This is a genomic window from Bacteroidota bacterium, from assembly GCA_016721765.1.
Classification (GTDB): Bacteria; Bacteroidota; Bacteroidia; order UBA4408; family UBA4408; genus UBA4408.
On sequence record JADKHO010000002.1, the window covers coordinates 20,273 to 42,011 of the forward strand.

The 21,739-nt window shown below is 37.2% G+C and carries 18 protein-coding genes and 1 other RNA gene; 8 read left to right on the forward strand and 11 right to left on the reverse strand.

What is annotated here, in order from left to right; translation table 11 throughout:
• Positions 1–8 precede the first annotated feature (8 nt).
• A complete protein-coding gene (locus tag IPP32_08520; protein ID MBL0048122.1) occupies positions 9–1,496 on the reverse strand; it encodes a Do family serine endopeptidase in 1,488 nt (495 codons plus the stop codon).
• A 188-nt stretch (positions 1,497–1,684) separates the two neighbouring features.
• On the opposite strand from IPP32_08520, the gene IPP32_08525 reads away from it, so the two are divergent.
• The 6 genes from IPP32_08525 to IPP32_08550 all read left to right on the forward strand — a co-directional run bounded on the left by IPP32_08525 (position 1,685) and on the right by IPP32_08550 (position 6,615).
• On the forward strand, positions 1,685–2,461 hold the full coding sequence (locus tag IPP32_08525; protein MBL0048123.1) for a hypothetical protein: 777 nt from the start codon (positions 1,685–1,687) through the stop codon (positions 2,459–2,461).
• A gap of 27 nt (positions 2,462–2,488) precedes the next feature.
• On the forward strand, positions 2,489–3,271 hold the full coding sequence (locus tag IPP32_08530) for a diaminopimelate epimerase (GenBank protein MBL0048124.1): 783 nt from the start codon (positions 2,489–2,491) through the stop codon (positions 3,269–3,271).
• A 3-nt stretch (positions 3,272–3,274) separates the two neighbouring features.
• A complete protein-coding gene (locus IPP32_08535; GenBank protein ID MBL0048125.1) occupies positions 3,275–3,793 on the forward strand; it encodes a GNAT family N-acetyltransferase in 519 nt (172 codons plus the stop codon).
• A 177-nt stretch (positions 3,794–3,970) separates the two neighbouring features.
• On the forward strand, positions 3,971–4,636 hold the full coding sequence (locus IPP32_08540) for a hypothetical protein (protein MBL0048126.1): 666 nt from the start codon (positions 3,971–3,973) through the stop codon (positions 4,634–4,636).
• A 17-nt stretch (positions 4,637–4,653) separates the two neighbouring features.
• The gene (locus IPP32_08545; GenBank protein ID MBL0048127.1) at positions 4,654–5,943 is read left to right on the forward strand and encodes an AMP-binding protein; all 1,290 of its coding nucleotides are present in this window, start codon (positions 4,654–4,656) and stop codon (positions 5,941–5,943) included.
• A 99-nt stretch (positions 5,944–6,042) separates the two neighbouring features.
• On the forward strand, positions 6,043–6,615 hold the full coding sequence (locus tag IPP32_08550; protein MBL0048128.1) for a hypothetical protein: 573 nt from the start codon (positions 6,043–6,045) through the stop codon (positions 6,613–6,615).
• A gap of 105 nt (positions 6,616–6,720) precedes the next feature.
• Here the strand turns inward: IPP32_08550 and IPP32_08555 are convergent, their stop codons facing one another.
• The 4 genes from IPP32_08555 to gcvT all read right to left on the reverse strand — a co-directional run bounded on the left by IPP32_08555 (position 6,721) and on the right by gcvT (position 12,224).
• Positions 6,721–7,914 (reverse strand): PAS domain S-box protein, encoded by a 1,194-nt coding sequence (locus IPP32_08555; GenBank protein ID MBL0048129.1) that lies wholly within the window; start codon positions 7,912–7,914, stop codon positions 6,721–6,723.
• A 294-nt stretch (positions 7,915–8,208) separates the two neighbouring features.
• A complete protein-coding gene (locus tag IPP32_08560) occupies positions 8,209–10,113 on the reverse strand; it encodes a tetratricopeptide repeat protein (GenBank protein MBL0048130.1) in 1,905 nt (634 codons plus the stop codon).
• A 126-nt stretch (positions 10,114–10,239) separates the two neighbouring features.
• Entirely contained in the window at positions 10,240–11,133 is an 894-nt protein-coding gene (locus tag IPP32_08565; protein ID MBL0048131.1) for a GNAT family N-acetyltransferase, read from the reverse strand.
• A gap of 8 nt (positions 11,134–11,141) precedes the next feature.
• A complete protein-coding gene (gene gcvT / locus IPP32_08570; GenBank protein ID MBL0048132.1) occupies positions 11,142–12,224 on the reverse strand; it encodes a glycine cleavage system aminomethyltransferase GcvT in 1,083 nt (360 codons plus the stop codon).
• 185 nt (positions 12,225–12,409) lie between these two features.
• On the opposite strand from gcvT, the gene tnpA reads away from it, so the two are divergent.
• Positions 12,410–12,874 carry an IS200/IS605 family transposase gene (tnpA, locus tag IPP32_08575; GenBank protein ID MBL0048133.1) on the forward strand — a complete coding sequence of 155 codons (465 nt, stop codon included), beginning with the start codon at positions 12,410–12,412 and terminating at the stop codon, positions 12,872–12,874.
• 1,126 nt (positions 12,875–14,000) lie between these two features.
• On the opposite strand, the gene IPP32_08580 is transcribed toward tnpA, so the two are convergent.
• From IPP32_08580 to IPP32_08590, 3 genes are read right to left on the reverse strand one after another with little or no spacing between them, the layout of a single operon-like run.
• Positions 14,001–15,836: a sulfatase-like hydrolase/transferase gene (locus tag IPP32_08580; GenBank protein ID MBL0048134.1), complete on the reverse strand. Its 1,836-nt coding sequence runs from the start codon at positions 15,834–15,836 to the stop codon at positions 14,001–14,003.
• Positions 15,833–16,576 carry a DUF2807 domain-containing protein gene (locus IPP32_08585; GenBank protein MBL0048135.1) on the reverse strand — a complete coding sequence of 248 codons (744 nt, stop codon included), beginning with the start codon at positions 16,574–16,576 and terminating at the stop codon, positions 15,833–15,835. The genes IPP32_08580 and IPP32_08585 overlap by 4 nt, the downstream gene beginning before the upstream one ends.
• Before the next feature lie 3 nt (positions 16,577–16,579).
• A complete protein-coding gene (locus IPP32_08590) occupies positions 16,580–17,665 on the reverse strand; it encodes an acyloxyacyl hydrolase (protein MBL0048136.1) in 1,086 nt (361 codons plus the stop codon).
• Positions 17,666–17,798: 133 nt separating this feature from the next.
• Here IPP32_08590 and rnpB point away from each other — a divergent pair.
• An RNA gene (gene rnpB / locus IPP32_08595) (RNase P RNA component class A) lies at positions 17,799–18,193 on the forward strand.
• Between the two features lie 60 nt (positions 18,194–18,253).
• Here the strand turns inward: rnpB and IPP32_08600 are convergent.
• From IPP32_08600 to IPP32_08610, 3 genes are all read right to left on the reverse strand, one after another.
• Positions 18,254–18,811 (reverse strand): NUDIX hydrolase, encoded by a 558-nt coding sequence (locus IPP32_08600; GenBank protein ID MBL0048137.1) that lies wholly within the window; start codon positions 18,809–18,811, stop codon positions 18,254–18,256.
• A 62-nt stretch (positions 18,812–18,873) separates the two neighbouring features.
• Positions 18,874–20,217: an ABC transporter permease gene (locus tag IPP32_08605; protein ID MBL0048138.1), complete on the reverse strand. Its 1,344-nt coding sequence runs from the start codon at positions 20,215–20,217 to the stop codon at positions 18,874–18,876.
• Entirely contained in the window at positions 20,214–21,710 is a 1,497-nt protein-coding gene (locus IPP32_08610; GenBank protein MBL0048139.1) for an ABC transporter permease, read from the reverse strand. Before IPP32_08610 ends, IPP32_08605 begins: the two co-directional genes overlap by 4 nt.
• Positions 21,711–21,739 lie beyond the last annotated feature (29 nt).

Below are 21,739 nucleotides of genomic sequence, written 5' to 3' on the forward strand. Positions count from 1 at the left end.
TTGGATGATTATAATCCGAAACCATAGTAAGCGCGCATCCCATTTGGATAAACACCTTCAATGAGCACGCCTCCTTTTTTGTTTTCTAAAATGGTAGTTAAATCACTCAAGGAATCAACCGGTTTTTTATCAATATTTACAATAATAAAATTCTCTTTTATACCGGAATTAAAGAGCTTACCGCTTTCGAGTTTTTTAATGCGTAAGCCGTTGTTGATGTGTAATTTTTTCTTGTCGTCAATCGAGATCGGTTCAAATGTTGCACCTAACAAGGTAGCGGTTTCAACTTTTTCTTCTTTGTTCACTTCAATGCCTCCATATTTGTTTTTCAAAGTAAGGTCCGAAACCATTACCTCCCCATTGCGCAGGTAGGAAACCGATATTTTATCGCCCGGACGGAAATTGCTCACCTGCTCCTGCAATTCAGCAGAATTATTTACTTCTGATTTTCCGATTTTTGTGATGATATCCCCTTCTTTAATACCCGCTTTTTCAGCTGCACCATCATCGGTTAAACCAGCTACAAATACACCTTTTTTATAGTCTTTAATATTTTTTTCTTCCGCCAATTTGGAATCTAAATCGCGAATACTCACACCTATAAATGCACGTTGCACGCTACCAAATTCGAGTAAATCATTCATTACCTTCTTTACAATATTAACCGGAATAGCAAAGGAGTATCCCGCATAGGAACCGGTGTTGGAGGCAATGGCAGAGTTAATTCCAACGAGTTGTCCACTTGTGTTTACCAATGCACCACCACTGTTTCCGGGATTAACGGCAGCATCGGTTTGTATAAAACTTTCGATAGGATAAATTCCTTTAGAAGGATCGTTTTCAAGTATATTGATGTTACGGCCTTTGGCACTTACAATACCAGCGGTAACTGTGCTTGTTAAATTAAAGGGATTGCCCACTGCCAGCACCCATTCACCCACTTTTACATCATCGGAATTTCCGTAAGTGATAAAAGGTAAATCCTTTTCATTTATTTTTAATAAAGCTAAATCGGTGGTAGGATCCTTACCGATTACTTCGGCGGTGTAGGTGCGTTTATCATTTAAAGTAACTTCAATTTTATCGGCCTTATCTACCACATGGTTATTGGTTGCGATATATCCATTCTCAGAAATAATAACTCCCGAACCGCTCGCCATTTGTGTTTGCGGAGGATACATTCCACCACGACCACGATCGCCAAACAAGAAATTATGGAAAGGGTCATTAAAAAAGAAATTGTTGTTAAAGCTGTCTTGATGATATTCGGTTTTAATGTTCACGACGGTATGTACCGTTAATTCAGCAGCTTCCACAAAATTTACAGTTCCATCCGGCAATCCACCTGCATTATTTACTATTCGCACCGGTGCGGCATTTGCACCTAATTGAGTTCTTTCTTGCTTTTTTTCAAACGATGAATAAATTCCTACACCCATAACGCCTCCTATTGCAGAGACCATTAAAATACCTGCTAATTTTTTTATTGAGTTCATGTTTTTAATTTTAGTTTTGGCTTGAAAAATCAAAAATTGTTCCTAACAAATTTGATGCAAGTATAACGAAAGGCGCCTTTCCTTATTGCAGTTGGAGCGTGGCTTGTGTGTTAATTATTGTTAAGCAAAAGTAAGGAATTTTACCTACATTTGCATTCTATTTTTGGCGGGGGAAATTTTCAAATAACATGAACGAAAAAAAGTCTCGGGCATTACTTTTTGCTTTAGGAATCACCATAGGATTATTGGTTGGTGCAACAGTTGTGTATGTATCCAGTCCTAAGCCCGATAGCAACGGTGAGGTTTCTGAAAATATGATTGAACAAATTGTGAATAAGGTTTACGGTTTAGTTTCAAGCAAAAAAGAAGCAAATGATTCCCTATCTGCAAAGGCAGAAACGCCTGACAAAAATTCAAAAAATAAAGAAGTTTTGTCAGCCAAATCGAACGATAAAAAGAGTCCTCAAGTATTGGACAGCACAAGTGTTGTTGCTGCTAATGTTCAAGCATCAATTGATTCTGCTTCTGTTGATTCGGCTGCTTCCGGTGCAGTTGCGATGCTTAATTTGAATGACGAAATCATTATCAAAAAAGATGAAATGCTGATTACAAAAATGGTGGATTTGATAAACCTCGATTTTGCATCAGCCAAGCAAAACAACCATACTGATTCGCTTTTGCAAACCGCAAGTGGAATCCGCGATAATTCTAAAATGAACTTAGCTAAATATAGCTACCAGGTTGAACTTTGGAAATCACCCATTAATTACAAAGGGTATAAAATGGCCAAAAATAAACTGGTGGTTTATGGATTAGATCAAGATGCGCCATTGAAATTATTTTACCTCAACGAAAGCACTTATCTTAAATACGCCGATACTTTTTTTAAGCTCGATAATTATAACGATTACAAGGCTTTTGAAAAGGTCTCAAACCCACAAGTGATTGCTTTATTAAATAAATAATCAAGTTCTATTCTAGCAAGAAGTGCGATGAAAATTGAGTTTCATAAATACCAAGGTGCCGGTAATGATTTTGTGTTGGTGGATAATCGCGACTTGAATTTTCCTGAGCATAATACCCAATTAATTAAAAGGATTTGCGACAGGAGGTTTGGTGTGGGTGCCGATGGATTGATATTGCTTCAAAATCATGCAAAATTGGATTTTGAAATGCTTTATTTTAATGCCGATGGAAACATTGGTTCGATGTGCGGGAATGGTGGACGTTGTGTAGCTGCATTTGCGCAAGAACTAAAGTTGATTAAAACCGAAACAGCCTTCCACGCAAGTGATGGAAAACATGAAGCCTTGCTTAAAGACAAGCTTATAATGCTTAAAATGGCCGATGTAATAGGCATTGAGAAAATAGGAAAGGACTTTTACTTGAATACCGGATCACCACATTACGTGCGCTTTGTAGAGAACTTAGCCGCCTATGATGTAGTTGGCGAAGGAAGAAAAATAAGGAACAGTAGCCGATTCAAAAAGCTTGGTACAAATGTAAATTTTGTGGAGCCAGCTGGAACTGTGCTTAAAGTAAGAACATACGAAAGGGGAGTAGAAGATGAAACTTTATCGTGTGGAACCGGAGTAACCGCGGTGGCTTTAGTTGCGGCATTTAGAGGAATAAAAAAGGCGGCAAAACAATTTTCTATAGCCACTCCGGGTGGTAAACTAAAAGTAAGTTTTGAGCAACAAGCCGATACTTCATTTAAAGATATATGGTTACACGGACCTGCTGAATTTGTGTATAAAGGGATGTATAATATTTGATGTATGCTAAATGGAAAACTGATTAGCTTAAGGGCGCTCGAGCCGGAAGATTTGGAATTACTATATGTTTGGGAAAACGATACCGAATTTTGGCACCTGAGCAATACCCTTGTACCGTTTTCAAAAAAAATTCTTAAAACCTATCTTGAGCAGGCGCACCATGACATCTACACCACAAAACAATTGCGCTTAATGATTTGCGACCTTTCTGGAAAAGCAATTGGCTGCATAGATTTATTTGATTTTGATCCTCAAAATTTACGCGCAGGAGTGGGGGTTTTAATAGCCGACAAGGCTGCCCGATTGCAAGGATATGCTAGTGAAGCCTTATCACTTTTAAAAAGCTATGCCAAAGAAAAACTGAATTTACATCAGCTATATTGCACTATTTTATCCGAGAACGCTCCCAGTATTGCACTTTTTGAAAAGTGTGGGTTTGAAAAGAATGGAACTAAAAAGGAATGGCAGCGAAAAGGGAATTCTTTTTTGGATGAATATTTTTTTCAGTGCATTTTAATGTAAGGTAAGAAGCTATATACTCTTAAGCATAGTGCGTTAATCCAACCTTGCTAAAGCCGATGTCTTTGTATTCATAAAATTAGCTGTTAATTGCTATTTAATTAATTTGTGTCAAAAAATGAAATGGCATATCATCGCAAAAAAGCTTTTATTATATTTGAACACCAAGCCAATCTTATTATGAAACATATAACACTTCTACTTCTACATATATTACTTGCATCTTCATGGCTACTTGCCCAAGACGTTATACTGAAAAAAAATGGCGATGAACTGAATTGCAAAGTGTTGGAAGTAGGCAGCAGCACTATTAATTACACGCAGATTCCTGCGAATGATTCTATACGCCCTGAAGTGCAGACCATCGCTAAAACTGAGGTTTTTATGATACGCTATGCAAATGGGAGTAAGGATGTGTTTAATGCTACTCTTGAACCCGATTATGTTAAAACTGATCCTATCGAAGAAATAAAAGTGAGCGATAACATTGGCGTAGAAGGACGAAAATTTTATTATCACAATAGGCGATTGGGCAAGAGCCGTTTGTATAGTTTATTGCGAAATGAAAAAAATGCTCAAATAAATTCCTTGGTATCAAGAAGCATTGTATGCTCAGTGTTTGCACCTGTATTAAAAATTGTTTCGATACCTTGCGGAGTGGTTGGGCTTATTGTGTTAGGCATAAGTTCAAATACCTATAACGATATAACGCCAGAGCAAAAAACGTTGGCAGGTGCCGGAGTGGCTGTACTTGTCTTAGGTCAGGCCGGAGGATATACCGTTGAATTTTTTCAATACAAAAATCTAAAAGAAGCTGTTGCCCTATACAATCAAAAGCATCCCTAATCAGTAGCAATAGCCTTATGCACCTTCCTGAAATAGAACAAAAATCGGTTGCGGAGATTAATGCTATTCAAGAAATTGCGTTACAAAAGCACTTGCAGTACCTAAATGAACATTCCACTTTTTATCAAAACCATTTTAAGAAACATAACATATCGCTTTCTACTATAAAATCAATAGCTGATTTAGCCCGCATTCCTGTCACCACTAAGGAAGATTTGCAAAGCTTTAACGCGGATTTTGTTTGTGTTTCACCTGCTCAAATTATTGATTATGTTACCACCTCCGGAACCTTAGGTGACCCGGTAACATTTTGCCTTACTGAAAAGGATTTGCAGCGTTTAGCTTACAATGAGTGCATTTCCTTAGCCTGCACAGGTGGCAATGAAAACGAAATATATCAATTAATGGCTACGCTCGACAGGCGATTTATGGCGGGTTTGGCGTATTTTTCAGGTGCACGCATGCTGGGTGCAGGTGTGGTAAGGGTAGGCTCGGGAATACCTGAATTGCAGTGGGATACTGTTGCACGTATAAAGCCTAGTGCAATTATTACAGTTCCATCTTTTATCTTAAAACTAATAGCATACGGTGAAGCACATCAAATCGATTATAAAAACAGCAGCATCAAAAAAGCAATATGTATTGGAGAACCCATACGAAGTGCGGATTTTGAGTTGAATACACTGGGAAAAAAAATTAAGGAAAAATGGGATATCGAATTGTTTTCCACCTACGCCTCAACCGAAATGGGGGCAGCGTTTACCGAATGCAGTGCCGGTAAAGGTGGACATCACCATCCCGAATTAGTGATAGTTGAATTTCTGGATGAGCAAGATAATCCTGTAAAAGCACATGAAGCCGGCGAAGTTACAGTGACCACCTTGGGCGTGGAAGGCATGCCTTTGCTGCGTTTCAAAACCGGCGATGTGTGCATGCATTATTCCGAAGCTTGTACTTGCGGAAGAACCACTTTGCGCATTGGACCGATTTTAGGGCGTAAGAAGCAGATGATAAAGTATAAAGGCACTAGTATTTACCCTTCGGCCTTTTACGATATTTTAAACAACATTTCGCATGTAGAGAATTATGTAGTGGAAGCGAGTACCAATTCCTTAGGAACTGACGAAATACTGATTCGCATTGGCTGCCGCTATGTTCCCGAAAATTTTGAACACGAAATTAAAGATCATTTCAGAGCCAAACTTCGCTTCAGTCCAAGTATTGTTTTGAGTTCAGTTGAAGAAATTACTAAACTACAAGGAAGCGAGTCCGGTCGGAAACCGCAGCTTTTTTTGGATAAACGTTAAATAAGAATTTAATAGAAAATTAATGAAGTTGAAAACCGCTTGGATTCAAATATGCTAAAAAAGTATTTCATCTTAATATGCGTATGTTGCGCACTATTATTGCTATTTATAGCAACCCGCTATTATCCCGGTGGCTCACAAGAAAATTCAAATTCTATTGGTTATGATTTTTCAAGCAATTATTTCTGTAATCTTTTTGGAGAGAAAGCGGTAAATGGTGCTGAGAATGCCTCACACTATTGGGCTATAGCTGGAATGCTATTTTTTTGTGTGGGATTTGCCTTGTTTTTTTATCGTTTTTCTAAAAAAATTCCCTTGGCAAAACCTTCAAAAATTATTCGCTTCACGGGTATTGGTGCCATGTGTTTTACACCATTAATTGCTAGTCCTTTGCATAATCAAATGGTTACCCTTTCAGGGACGCTTGAACTCATCAGCATGTTTTATATCACAGCACTAGTTTTCAAAACAAATCTCCATTTTTTTAAGGTACTTTCCGTAGTCACTTTACTTGTATATTATTGTTGCAACAGCATGTATTATTTCAGTTTCCAATTAGTTTATTTACCCATCATGCAGAAAGTGTTGCTCGGTTTTGTTTTAATTTGGATGTTGGGCTTGGAATATTTTACCAGTGCTGCAGATTTTATCCAACTAAAAAAGGAGGAATAGTTAAATTACCTCCTAATCGCTTTTTCTTACTACTTATTTTAATGGAAACTTTAGCAGTTAAATAGGAAAGTGACCCCGTTTATATAGTGCTAATGATTGCCCATACTAAGGGCTTTCATCAAACATAATTTCATCTGAACTACCTATTTTAAAAGGCTTTTCAATGGGCAAGGTAAAATAAAAGGAGGAACCTTCACCTTCTACACTTTCCACCCAAATTTCACCGGCATTCTTTTCTAAAAATCCCTTCACCAAGAGTAATCCAATTCCCGCCCCCTTATCTTGCTTTCGTGCCTCACTCAGCGCTTTGACTTGAGGAGCAAACAATTTTTCTTGCATTTCTTTGGAAATTCCAATTCCGGTGTCCTTTATCTGAACAATTATTTTCTCTTCTGTTCGTTTGGTAGTTACTGTAATATCACCACCTTTTTCAGTATGTTTAATAGCATTTGAAACAATGTTTTGAATGATTGAAATAAGCATTTTACTATCTGCAAAGACACTTGTATTTGCTTCAATTTCGTGATGCAGGTTTATTGCTTTAACGGACGCAGTATCACTCAAATTTTCGAAAACTTTATCAACATAGTGTGCCAGCTCAATTTGGCTTGGATTAAATACTTCTGAGGCATATTTTATGCGCGCCCATTCTACCAAATAGTCCAGCATATCCAGCTCATCTGTGGAGGATTTATATAACATATCCAGCATTTCCTGTACTTTTTCGGGATCCATTTTTTTAAAATGTGATTTCAAGTATTTTGCTGTTCCTATAATTGCGGATAAAGGACTTCTTAAATCAAGCGAAAGAATGGCCAATACACTTTCCTTGTGCGTATTGAGTTCCTCCAACTCTTTCATGTATTTTTTTATGGCATCTTCCGATTTTTTTCTTTCTGTTAAATCACGGAGAATCTTAACAAATCCCAGCATCTCACCATTTATCCCGGTAAGCGGAAAAACTAAACCGTAGGCATAAAATGTACTTTTATCTTTAGCAATATGCCAGCGGTTATCAGTAGCTCTGCCTTCCTTTAATGCGGTTTGAATTTCTTTATTTGGAATTTCATTTTTTATATCTTCTTCGGTAAAAATTAAATTAAAGTGTTCGCCAATCACTTCATCGGTTTCATACCCAAATATTTTAACAGCTCCGGAACTCCAGCTATTAATGATAAAATCGTTATCCAACGTAAAAATGGAATAATCTTGTAAGCTATCAATAATTTGACTGTAAAACTCAGCCGTTGGGATGTACTTGTTTTTTAATATTTTGGGATTTGATTTTTCGTTTTCCATTCGTTTTGAAACTAATTTTCTTGAAGTATTATTTAATTCTTTTGCCTCAAGGATATTTGGACAAACATAGGGTATTAATTACAACAAACTCAAAAGCATTTCCTAATGTTGATAGTCCTTTCCTGTGTTTCGGTTAAATCCGGGAAGGGAATTCTGGCAAATTAGGTGCTTTTGACTTGAAGAATCATCCTGCTTTTAAGATTCGTTTTAATTTTAAAATCAGGAAAGCGTGTTATATAGAGTAGTTATTAGAGGTATTAATTAGCCACATTCTTTTAGGTAGATTGCATTTTGTTACATCACACCATCCACAAAATACATATCAATTTCGCCTTTATTTTTGGCTTTTATTTTACCTCTATGGCTGCAAGCAAAAATATTTTTCACCAATTCGTAAGTGGTTTCAGAAATATTAACTCTGCCTGTTTCTCCGCTGCTTTCCATGCGGGAGGCAGTATTTACTGTATCGCCCCAAATGTCGTAGGCGAACTTTTTAATTCCAACTATACCGGCAACAACAGGTCCTGTGTGTATTCCAAGACGTAATTCAAAATAGGGTTGGTTGAGTGCAATACGCTCTTGTTTGTTTCTCTCAATAAATTCAACCATTTCTAAACCTGCTTTTACCACATCAATGGGGTGCGTTGTATTAATAACGGGTAAGCCGCCGGCGCACATGTAGGCATCACCAATGGTTTTTATTTTTTCGATGCCGTATTTGGTAATGATGCGATCGAATTCGCTGTAGCAGAAATTAATTTCTTGCACCAATTCTTCTGCGCTAAGCAACTCACTGGCACGGGTAAAATTTTTAAAATCGGTAAATAAAACGGTAACACTGTCAAAACTTTTAGCTTTAGCAGCCCCTGTAGCCTTTAGTTCATCGGCGGTTTCAGATGGTAAAATATTTAAGAGTAAATCTTCACTGCGTTGTTTTTCTTTGGAGATGCGATTTCGTTGTTTAAAAAATACTGCGGCAAATAACAACACAATGGCAAATCCGCCAATAAAACTATTGCGCACAATTTTTTGCTTACTGATTTCCTTTTGCTGCAAATTGATTTCGCCTTGCTTTTTTTCAATTTCAAAATTAAATAATAAGGTCCCTAATTTTTTATCGATGTCGATGTTGTATAAGGTATCCTTAATATCGGTGAGCAATGCCTGGTATTTAAATGCATTGCTAAAATCTTTCAACGCCGAATAAGAAAAAGCTAATCCTTCATACGATTTTTTTAATTCCAAATTCGCACCGATTTCATGGGCAATTATTTCGGCTTGTTGAAAATTTGTCAGTGCATCCTTAACATTTCCTTGGTGTTTGTAGGTATCGGCAATTCCTAATAAAGACTTGGCCATGTCCAATTTTGCTTCCAGTTTTTCTGCTATACTTAGCGCTTTTTGTTGGTAAACAAGAGCTTTGTCGTATTCTTTTCTTTTAGCATAAACTTGACCAATTAAATTTAACGCATAAGGCACATTCTCGGTTCCCTCATAAGCTTTTAAAGACTTCTCAAGATTTATCAACGCAAGTGAATCCTTGTTGCTTTTTAAATAAATTTCACCCAAATTTCCACTAATGGTACCTATTGCATCATTATCTAACATTACTTCGGCATAAGGCCATGCCTTTTCGTAATAATTTATGGCTTTGTCGTAAGTTGATGGCTTTTCGCCATAGATGGTTCCAATGTTAAGTAATACAGTCATGGTGCGCACGGAATCCTTAATCTCCTCAGCAATTTTTAATGCCTGCAGATATAAGTCCAGGGCTTTTTCATCATCTGCCTGATCGCGATAAATAACTCCAAGGTTACTGAGCATATTCGCAACTCCCTTTTTATCACCTGCCTTCTCATAAATTTTTTTGGAAAGCTCCCAATCGTTAAGCGCTTCCACGTATTGTCCCTTTTTATAAAAGCCAATCCCCGAATTTTTTAATGCAAGTGCAACTCCTTTGGTAAAATTAATTTTTTCAGCTAGATCACGCGCTTTGTTGCTGGTTTGAATAGCTTCATCCGCATTGGTACTGAAGTAACTTTTGGCAAGAGTGTTAAGTGTATTTACTTTATTGGTGTCGTCGGGAAGTGACGCGATAACCTTTTTAAGACTATCTATTTCTGAGTTTTGCGCACTTACCGCAGTCGATGAAAGTGCCAGTATTAATAGGAAGAAGAAACGGTAGTGCTTTTTTTTCACTGCATGTTTGCTGATTCGGTTTGTAAGGCTATCAAATTTTCTTTTAATTTTTATATGATTATGATAGCAGCTTGTGAACAAATGTAATGACTTATTGTTTTATTTTTGAGATTAATTTGATGGTACTTATTTTTTCTCATCCTCCCAAATGATTGCGGCTATCTTCCAGCCATAGGGTGTTTTTTTATATTGAAAATATTTTTTACCCATTAGTTCAAAAGAACTGCCATTTAGTATTCCTGATTTTTTGTAATTACTATGTCGATGCGCTGTGGATTCGGTAATTTTTGTTTCACTACCTGTTTCCTTTTCTTCAAATTCAACTATAGTGCCATCACTGAGTAGCTTTTTACGCGGCTCTACAAAAGAGCCAAGGTTGAATTTTTCTTCTTGCAAACCATCTTTCTTAATTATTTCTATATTTTTTAAACACAAACTGTATAGGTCTTCGAGTTTTGCTTGCCTCTTGTATTTATTGGTGAACAGGCTATAAAAAGTTTCGGTAATATGCTCTATTTCCAGTGTATCGGCTGTTGCTGAATATAAGAGTAGCGATTCATTTTCAACACGTATTTCTTTGTTAAAAAATAATCCTAATTTCTTAAGCAAGCGAATCGAGGCTTCATTTGTAGCCAGTGTGGTAGCAAAAAGCTGTGTGATTGAATTATTATTTAAGAGTTGCAACAGTACTACACGTGCGGCTTCATAGGCATACCCCTTTCCATAAAATTGCGGAAGAAATGCAAAGCCTATATCAGGATGTTCCAGGTAGTCTCTTTTTATTAAAGTTATTACACCAATGGATTCAAGGCTTTCGTTTAATTTTACTACCCAATAGGTATTGGCAGGATTGTCGAGAATCCGCTGAATATAACCCAATGCATTACCTAAACTATTGATATTACGGTTGCCAATAAATTTTATCCAATCGGGTGTATTCACCAATTCAAAAATAAAAGCTGTATCGCCTGTGCTTAGCGGGTGCAGCTGCAGCCGGGTGCTTTTTAGCGAAGTTTGCAAGGCAACGATTACTTTTTATAAAATGGTATTTTAACTACTTGTGCTTTAATTAATTTTTCGCGGATGTCGATAAAAATTTCTGAACCTGCTTTAGCAAATGCTGGTGCTACGTAACCCATTCCAATTGCTTTTCCAAGTGATGGTGACTGTGTGCCGGAAGTTACCTTTCCAATTATAGCACCTGATGCATCCTTAATCAAGTAATCATGTCTAGGAATACCGCGGTCAATCATTTCAAAACCTACCAATTTCGATGCAACACCCTGCTCTTTTTGTGCCAGTAAGGCTTTACTATTTGTAAACTCTTTCGTGAATTTTGTTATCCAACCCAAACCTGCTTCAATGGGAGACGTGCTGTCATTAATATCGTTGCCATATAAGCAAAAACCCATTTCCAAACGAAGCGTATCGCGCGCGCCAAGTCCAACGGGAGCAATACCAAATTCTTTCCCGGCGTCAAAAATGGCTTTCCAAATTTTATCGGCATGCTGATTCTCAAAATACACTTCAAATCCTCCGGCACCGGTATATCCTGTGGCAGAAACCAATACATTGTCAACACCTGCGAAAGTACCCTTCGCAAAGGTATAATAGACCATGTCTTTTAAATTCATGTCGGTTAATTTTTGCAAGGCTTCAACCGCTTTAGGTCCTTGAACAGCAAGCAGAGAAGTCTTTTCAGAAATATTATGCATTTCCACATTTTTGGAATTGAATTTTGTAATCCAGTTCCAGTCTTTTTCAATATTGGATGCATTTACAACTAACATGTAGGTTTTGGCATCGATACGATAGACTAATAAATCATCCACAATTCCTCCTGTTTCATTCGGAAAACAAGAGTATTGAACTTTCCCATCGGTGAGTAACGCTGCATCATTACTCGTTACACGCTGAATTAAATCAAGGGCATTTTCGCCTTTTAAAATAAATTCGCCCATATGGCTTACGTCGAATACACCCACCGCATTGCGCACACACTCGTGCTCAGAATTGATTCCTGCATAAGAAACGGGCATATTGTATCCGGCAAAGGGAACCATTTTGGCACCAAGTGCAATGTGTGTTTGTGTGAGGGCTGTATCTTTCATGTTATTGTTTTTGTGGCGCAAAGATATAAATTGAAGGAAAAGAAACGTAGCATTTTTTTTAATGTAGAATTGTTTTAAGTTTATTGATGAAGCCTTAATCTTCACTTCAAATTTCACTCAAAAAGACGATAAAAGATGTTTGTTACTGTTTTTTTGACGGGCTATTTTTGCCATAAAATTTTTTCATGGCAGGATCATATTCCCAAATTTATATACAAATTGTTTTTGCTGTTAAATGCAGAGAATGTTTAATTGATGCTGTATGGGAGGAAAGGCTGTACAAATTCATCACAGGCCTTCTTCAAAATAAGGGTCAAAAAATGTTGGCCATAAATGGGATGCCCGACCATATACATATTTTTATAGGTATGCGGCCATCAATTTGTTTGTCGGATTTGGTTAGAGAAATAAAAAAATCTTCGAATGAGTTTATAAACGAAAATCTGCTCTCTCAACGTAGTTTTTCCTGGCAAAAGGGCTTTGGCGCATTTTCTTACAGTCATTCGAGTATTGGGAATGTAATAAGATATATACAAAATCAAAAGGATCATCACCGAAAACAATCGTTTAGAAACGAATACACGGAGTTTCTAAAAAAATTTGATGTAACCTATGAAGACCAGTACCTTTTTGATTGGTTGGAACGTTGAGTGCTATATAGTATAATTACTCCAAATCCTTTACGATTAATAAGAGCTACGGTTTTTTATTTTAATGTTTTCGAATTCGATGATGACTTTGTACGATGCTGTCTGCATCGTGTTTACTCGGCTTTGCTTGGTTATAGAGGTGGGATGTCTTTGACATCCTTTTGATTCGTGTTTTGGTTATAGGGGTGTGATGTCTTTGACATCCTTTTTGATTCGTGTTTTGGTTATAGAGGTGGGATGTTTTTGACATCCTTATGATTCGTGTTTTGGTTATAGGGATGGGATTTCATTGACATCCTTTTTGATTCGTGTTTTGGTTATAGAGGTGTGATGTCTTTGACATCCTTTTGATTCGTGTTTTGGTTATAGGGGTGTGATGTTTTTGACATCCTTTTTGATTGTGTTTTGGTTATAAGGGTGGGATGTTTTTGACATCCTTTTTGATCGTGTTTTGGTTATAGAGGTGGGATGTCATTGACATCCTTTTGATTCGTGTTTTGGTTATAGGGGTGGGATGTTTTTGACTTCCTTTTTGTTCGTGTTTTGGTTATAGACGTGTGATGTCTTTGACATCCATTTGATTCGTGTTTTGGTTATAGGGGTGGGATGTTTTTGACATCCTTTTTGATTGTGTTTTGGTTATAGGGGTGTGATGTCTTTGACATCCTTTTGATTCGTGTTTTGGTTATTGGGGTGGGATTTCTTTGACATCCTTTTTGATTCGTGTTTTGGTTATAGGGGTGTGATGTCTTTGACATCTATCTTGATTTGTGTTTTGGTTTGGTTATAGAGGTGTGATGTCTTTGACATCTATTTTGTTTTTTATTTTTGAAAGAATGCTTGCATTAAATTTATTGTTTGCAGTAAAAGTGCAAAGTTCACATTGTTATGTATGATGACTTGTAGATTGGACGCCTGTATGTGATGCTGAAAGCATCCCACATTTATGGAATAGTGTGTCATTTTTTTTTGATGCTGAAAGCATCATACTTATAAACTCAAATGGAATCGAAAGATTTGATGTTGCATGAATTCAATCATTGAGTTCATTAAAATATGAAGAAACAAAAGTTCTTTTATTTATGAAATTAGATTCCATGCATAAATTATAATGAATCTTAACTTTCTAAAAGTTTAAAAATTCAGCGTATAAATTTTGCAAATACGCTTTTGCTTGACTTAGGCTGACTTCATTTGTTTGGGTAGCAGCTATGTTTTTCTTTTCAACAAAGGAATAGGCAATCGAGTCATTGGCAGAAATCCAACCTACTACATTTTGATTGCTGTAGTATGCAAAATCCTTTGTTGTTGAGTTAAACAAGTTTTTACTCCAGGTGTATTTTTGAGTACTAAGTTGCAATTGAGCCAGCAGTGTGGCAGCTATATCTTCCTGTGTTCCAATTTTTGTGCATTGCATTCCTTGCATCTTCTCTTTTAGCACCTCGCCATAAAATAACATGGGTATATGTTTTGATTTTGCCATATTCATATCATTTTGCTGGGGTAATCGATGACCGTGATCAGCGACCAAGATGAAGAGAGTGTTCTTATACCAGCTTGTTTTGGAAGCTTCTCGAAAGTAGTTTCCTAAGCATTTATCGGTATATGCGGCGGTGTTCCTAAATTTAGTTCCATCATCATTGCCTTTAAATTTAGGAATACCGGGAGTTTCAAAGGGTTCGTGATTACTAAGTGTAAGTAGTACCGAAAAGAAGGGTTCCTTTTCTGTACTTAAATCCTGAAGTTGTTTGCTCAATACAAATTCATCGTGTGCTCCCCATTTACTGTTAATTTGATTGACAGAAAATTCATTTTTTGTACAAATTTTTTCTACACCTGATTGACGCAGATAAGCGCCAATATTGGCAAATTCGACTTCGCCTCCATAATAAAATGAACTCTTATATTTTTGCACCATGAGGTCGCGATACAAGGAGGGAAGCTTATTCGATTTAGCAGTGTATTTTATGATTGACTTATCCGGTTGTGCCGGAAAAGCACTGAGTATGCTAATTAATCCTTGATCGGTGCGTGAACCGCTTCCATAAATATGACTGAATAAAATTCCCTTTTCGGCAATACTATCTAAATTCGGACAAATTCCTTTTTCACCTCCCAAAGCGCCAATTACATCAGCAGTAAGACTTTCCATCACAATAATAACAATATTGGGCCGATTGTTTTTTAAAATAATTTTGTTGCTATCTAAAGTGCATTGAAATAGTTCAGCACACACTTTATTTGCAATGGAATCGTTCATGAAATGAAATTTATTTTCCTCCTCCACCGGATTCCATATACTGCTTCCTAAATACCAAACCGGATTCACTGCGGCATGATTAATAGCCAATCGCGAAGAAAAATAGGCGGCGCTCTCATTAACGGGTATCAGTTGCCACCCGCCACGTGCTCCCATAAATAAAAATGGAGGTACAAGTAAAGTGATCACAATTTTTAATACAACACCTGATTTGATTTCGCTTTCCGGCAGGTGTATGAATTTTATCCAAGCTCGAAACACCAAATATTGCATTAGTGCAAGTACCAACACGGCAATAAATATATAAGAAAGGCTAAGGGAAGCCATCACTTCCTTCGGATAAAGTAAAAAGGCCAGTGCTCTTTTGCTCAGTAAACTTTGCCATTCCTTATACAAGAGGGTGTTGCCTAAACTAATTAGCAACACCAGTAATATCAACAAAAACGCAACATAATTATTCCACTTCGAAATTGCCTTTGAAGGAATTGCAAAAGAAATAATCATTACGATAAAGAAAATAAAACTCAAATAAGAAGCCGTTGCCAAATCTAGGCGCAAGCCATAAAAGAATGACTTTGCAGCTTCAGGAACTGCATTTTCTATTACAAAATTTAAATTATAAACAAGAAAGAATACCCGTTGAATAAAAAATAAAGCCAACCAGAAGAGCAGTACTTTCAGCAAAAAGAGGATACTTTTCATTCTTCGATTTTAATCAAATTTCCGCTGTCAGTTATTTCCGAACCTAAATCAGAGGGATTTCCTTTGTAATAAATGTTTCCAAGATAATTTATTTTGGCATACAAAACATGGTCGACATTTATTTTCAAATCGTTCGTGCCCTTATTTGTAACATAAGTATAGCCTGTTTTTAGCTCCGAAGCATCCGTATATCCATTGCCCGCTTGATACAGATAATTGAGTCCGATAGTACCACTAACTACCAGTTTACATTGCCCTGTATGAATATTAAAATGCCCTTCTTGCGCTAGTAAATTTAACTGAATATCGCCTGTACCTTTGTGACAATCGAAATTAAAAACTGAAGCATTTAAAGTATTGGTGGTGCTAATGTTTCCGGCACCTCTATATGTAATGTGTTGCAAATTTTTGCAGTGAATAAAAATTGTAATTTTCTTTTTATAAGAACGCAAAAAATTAAATTTATTAGTGTTTTTAATTTGCATTTTCCCGTCCTTAATTTCTGTAGTAATGTCTGGAATAAGATTCTCTCCGGCTTCAATAATTAAGCTATTAAAAGTATCCTGTGTTAGTACAAGATCCATGTTATTAAAAAGTTCAATCTCCGTAAAGTCAGCAACATCGCGTTCTACGCTTGTTAATGTTCCTGTAGTTTGTAAATAGTCCGGGGCTGTTTCTTTATTGCATGAAAGCAGCATAAAGACAAAGAGTAAAGGAATTAATTCAATATTACGTTTCATTTTTTAGTTCCAATTGTATCCCATTCCCCATTCAAAATAATCGGCTTTGGCATAATGCGTTTTAAGTGAAACGTTTGCAAAAAAGCGTTTCGAAAAATGATAGCGAATCCCATATCGGTTATAAATTATGCCATTGCTTTTGTATTTAGATAAGGCATACACTCCGGCTTGAATAGGAAACGAAACCTTTCCAAAAATTACTTCCCAGGAAATATTTATGCCCGCTTGTGTAATATTAGTTTGACTCACCGGCACTTCATTTCTTTTAAATTGCTCGTAAATTGATGCATCGTGAAAAATATCTAAGCCAAAACCCCATTTACCTCTAATACTATGCAATCGTGCCACATTGAACGATGCATTTAAAATAGCATATTTATCTCCTCCTGCAGGTGCTATCTCCTTCATGCCACCACACAGCACTACAAAGTATTCGATTCGTTTTTTAAATGTAGCATTACTGTCATAAGCAGGCACAGACTTGTGTGCAAAGGTGTAAGCTAATGCAAGGTTTGCTGTGGCAAGATTAATTCCCAAGTTAGGTGTTTTAGTTGCGCCGTTAGAAAAGTGATTCATGGCTAAACCAATTCCCAAATTAGTATTTGGACCAAGTTTAAATTTGGTTTCAAGCAAAACACTTATTGCAGCATTCAGATGCGAACCAATGGCATTGTTTTTATAATTGTTCAAGCGGTCAAATGGCTTTTCAATATATCCTAGGCCAGCACCAAATCGAAAATTGGCGTGAATCCATTTCTTACGCAAGTAATGAAAACTAATGTTTGGGAAAAGCGCATATCCTCTTCCCAACACTTTATTTTTACCAAAATCTGTCGCAAAGAATGAAAGACCTAGGTCAGGATTATGATAGGCTCGTTGCCACTCCTTATTGCCTAGTGTTAGCTTTGTAAAAGTGAGCTCATACACCGGAAAATGTGCGCTTGAAAATTGTTGCAGGCTTGGCGTATGCACCATCACAAAGCCATAGTGATAGCGGAATCCAAGCTGGTAATTGGCTTGGTTTTGCCCCTTACTTTTTTCAAAGTTAAAAAACAGAAATAGTATAAAAAGTAAAAAAAATCGTTTCATTTTTTAGTGCGGTAAAAATAGAAAAAACAGCTTAATATGCTTTGTTTTCTTTGTAAACACTACTTGCCTAGGGATTGGGTTTTAGGAACAAGTGCAGTAAAATAAATTAAATATAAAGATTGCTTACCTTTGCAGCACAAATCGTTCTATCGTCAGTGCTGGCATTCGTGCCAACAAGGGAGGAAAGTCCGGGCAACACAGAGCAACTTGCTTTCTAACAGAAAGGTCTCGTTAATTGCGGGAACAGCTAGTGCCACAGAAAATAACTATCCGCCATTGGTGGAAAAAGGTGAAAACGTGAGGTAAGAGCTCACGGATTTTGGTAGCGATATCAAAATCGGGTAAACCTCAGGTGTTGAAAGACCAAATAAACCTCACATTAGGAGCTGCTCGCTTCTGTTCATTGCAAAATGATGGTGAGAAGGGTAGGTTGATAGAGTGTGTCAGCAATGGCCCACCCAGATAAATGATAGAACTGCAAACTGAAAAGTTTGCAGACAGAACCCGGCTTACAGATTTGTAAAAAATAAAACGCTGTAGATTTAGTTCTGCAGCGTTTTTTTGTGACTTTTTCTAATCAAAAAAGTTTTATTTAGAAGAATGAATTAGCATGTAGAGTGCAGCCAGATAGGTTTTGGCATCCTTTAGCACACCGTTTTTAATTTGAGCATAAAATTCTTCTGCTTCCATTTCAACAACTTCAATAAATTCGTTTTCACTGTCCATTCCGCCACCTGAATTAATTTTATCAGCATTGTTTACGCTTGCATAATAAATATAAAAAAGTTCTGAACTATAACCTGGTGTTGGATAGCAGGAAAGCAACAAGTGAATGTTTTCAGGTTGAATAGTATATCCGATTTCTTCCTTTGCTTCGCGTAAAGCTGCATGCAAGGGATCTTCGCCTGCATCAATTTTGCCGGCCAAAATTTCGAGTAATGGTTCCGGATGCTGGTCGGCAATTGGATAACGCAATTGTTTGGTTAAAATAATTTTATTGCTTTGGTGATTGAATACCAAAACTGCAACTGCATTTTCTTTCTTTATCTTAACCCGACGGAAGCGCTTCCCACGTTGTTGAATTTCTGCTTCCTGAATGGTGAAAAGATCTTTGTAAAGTGTTTTTTCGTTGGAGATGGTATACATTTCTTATTTTGATTAATAAAATTCAGCTTTCAATTCTGCTTCTTCTGTGGAATAATGATGCATCATTCACTCAGATTCAGTTTTTGGTTTGTGCGCAATGCTTCACCTAAAAAATTGTAAAGTGTAACACTCAAAAATATAGCAATCCCGGGAAACAAAGTCATCCACCAAGCGCTAAATTGATGTCGGCCTTCGCTTAACATGCCCCCCCAGGAAACAGTGTCGAAAGGCAATCCAATTCCTAAAAAGGAAAGGGATGACTCTATTAATATTGCAGCAGCAACTCCAAAAGCAAGTGCCACCAATGCAGGCGACATAGCATTTATGAGTGCGTGTCGAAATAGTATTCTGGTGTGGCTATAGCCCAACGAATGGGCGGCTTGGATATATTCGAGCTTTTTTACTTTCAATAACTCAGCGCGTGTTAGTCTAGCTATGCTTGTCCAAGAGGTAAAACCAATAATCAGTATAATGTTCAAAATAGACGGTTTGCAGATGGCGGCAATGCTAATAATCAATATAAAAACAGGTAAGGATAAAATGATTTCGATACATCTGGAGATGATACTATCGAGTGGGATGGCAATATAGCGGCCTCCCCAAGCTGTGTGTTTAAAAAGGGTTGCAATTCGTGAACCCAATAAAACAATACCCAAAAAATAAATGAAACTAGTAAATAACGCTGCAAGCATTGTTAATGTTGATACCTGCATCGCATCAAGGAGCTGAAACCTGCGGGTGTAGAATGCATAAAAGTATCCGATACTAACAGCAAAAATAAGCGCAATTAAAGTCGCCCGTGGTAATTTAAAACCATCATCGCCAAAATATCCCGAAAGGCTGCCTAATAAAAGTCCGATGAAAGCCGCTATAATCATTGATAACATACCAATGCTCATGGAGGTGCGGGTTCCGTGAATTAATCCAGCAAATACATCTTCACCCCGCATACCACTACCTAAAAAATGTCGGAATCGAAAAGGTAAATTTTCACCTGTAGCTGAAACTTGCACCCCGAAAGGTGAAACGTAATTTGAATTGGAAAAATCACTTTTCCCCGGCGAATAGGGGATAGGGCACCAAAGTATTGTTTCATAAGGTAGCTTTTTCCAATCTGCAATATCGAGTTGTAACGCAGGTAAATGTTCCCCGCGTTGGGATTCAAAAACATAATTTTTTGTAACGTTAAATGGATTTAAATCGGTAAAAGCAGGGAAATAATGCTTTCCTTTTAACTTCATGTAGAGTGGTTTTTCATTTGCCAGAATAGGCGCCAATAATGCGATTAAAGCAAGAAGCGCAAGTAAGAAAATCCCCTTTTTCAAGCCCTTGTTTTTTTGCCTGTGCGAAAATTGCTTCCATGAAACAATTGCTGCACCTCCCGAATTTGCTTCTGTTTGACTCATCGTGTTTTGTGAAATAAAATTCTTGGATCAACAAAAGCATAGAGCAAATCGGCAAGTAAAGCACCTACAACCGTCATACATCCAGCTAAGGTAAATACGCAAACAATTACAGGATAATCTTGATTTTGAATGGCTGTGAACGTTTCGAGTCCCATTCCGGGTAGAGTGAAAATACTTTCCAAAATAACAGAACCGCCTAATGCATAAGGAAACACATTTGCAAATAAAGTAATGAGTGGCAAGAGCGCATTTTTGAAGGCATGTTTGTAAAGTACCCGGCGCTCCGAAAGGCCTTTTGCTCTTGCTGTACGGATGTATTCTAATGGAAGATTCTCAAGTAAAGCAGCACGTGTAGACCTGCTTAGAAAGGCGAGTGAACTGTATACATAACAAATCAATGGCAAAACTAAATACGGAATTTGAATGCGTAAACGCTCGATAATGCTTGTATTTTCGGCTATTCCGGTAGCCGGTTGCAAACCTGAAGCCGGAAACCAATTAAGTACATCAGGGTTTGAGAAGGTCATTAATAATAAAGTTGCAACAAAAAAGGAGGGCAGTGCATAGAGCGCAAACAAAACCAGTGAACTTCCTGTATCAAAGACTCCCTGTGGTTTTTCGGCCGCTTTTAAAGCGATGGGAATACTTATCAGGTAGGCAAGCAGAATAGAAAGCAGTGAAAACAAAAGTGAAACTTTTATGCGCTTCCAAATTTTATCCGAAACCGGTTCTTTACTGGCAAATGAGGTCCCAAAATCGCCCCGAATAATGCCTTTTGTAAATGCACTTCCGCTTCCGGTAAACATGTTACTATCCCCAAAAATCCAACGGTGGTATTGATTTTGGGGATGAAAGTGCATTGTAGGAAGATAGGTTTTCCAAATACTCTTATTTTGAGAAAGACCCTGATAACATTGCTTTAGGGCATTAAATTGAACGGATAGTTGCTTGAAGTGTTTAAGCGCCGCAAGTGAATTATCGAGTTTCTTAAACTGAAATACTATGCTACTGTTAATATGTGTGTAGCGAAGAAAATTCACTGACGCAATAGAACTATTCAAATTTAGTTGCTGAAGTGTTGCCGATTTTTGATTTAAAAAAAATGTATCAGTCTTGAGGCTGTTAAGAGAAATGGATAAATTTTGCAAAGCACTTGCATATTTAGCAACAGCAGCCCAATTTCCGCATCCGTGAAGCAAACGCGCTAAAGTTTCCCTTTTCTCTTTATCTGAAATCCGATAAAGTGTATCGGGACTTGACCAATCGGATAGTTCAAAATAAAACAGAGGAAGTGTTAAGCCCAACTTTCGGTTCCAGAATTCCTTTTGTGCGCTAGTATTAGAATTTGCTTCTTCTCCACCGTCATGACTAGTTACCGTCATACGCGCCACAGGATCTCCCGGAGCGTTTGTGCTTATTGCAAAAGCGAGTAAGGAAATAATAAACAGAGTGGGGATAAAAAGCAGAATTCTTTTAAGTATATATTTCTTCATACTGCTTTAGTACTCATGGAATAAATTAA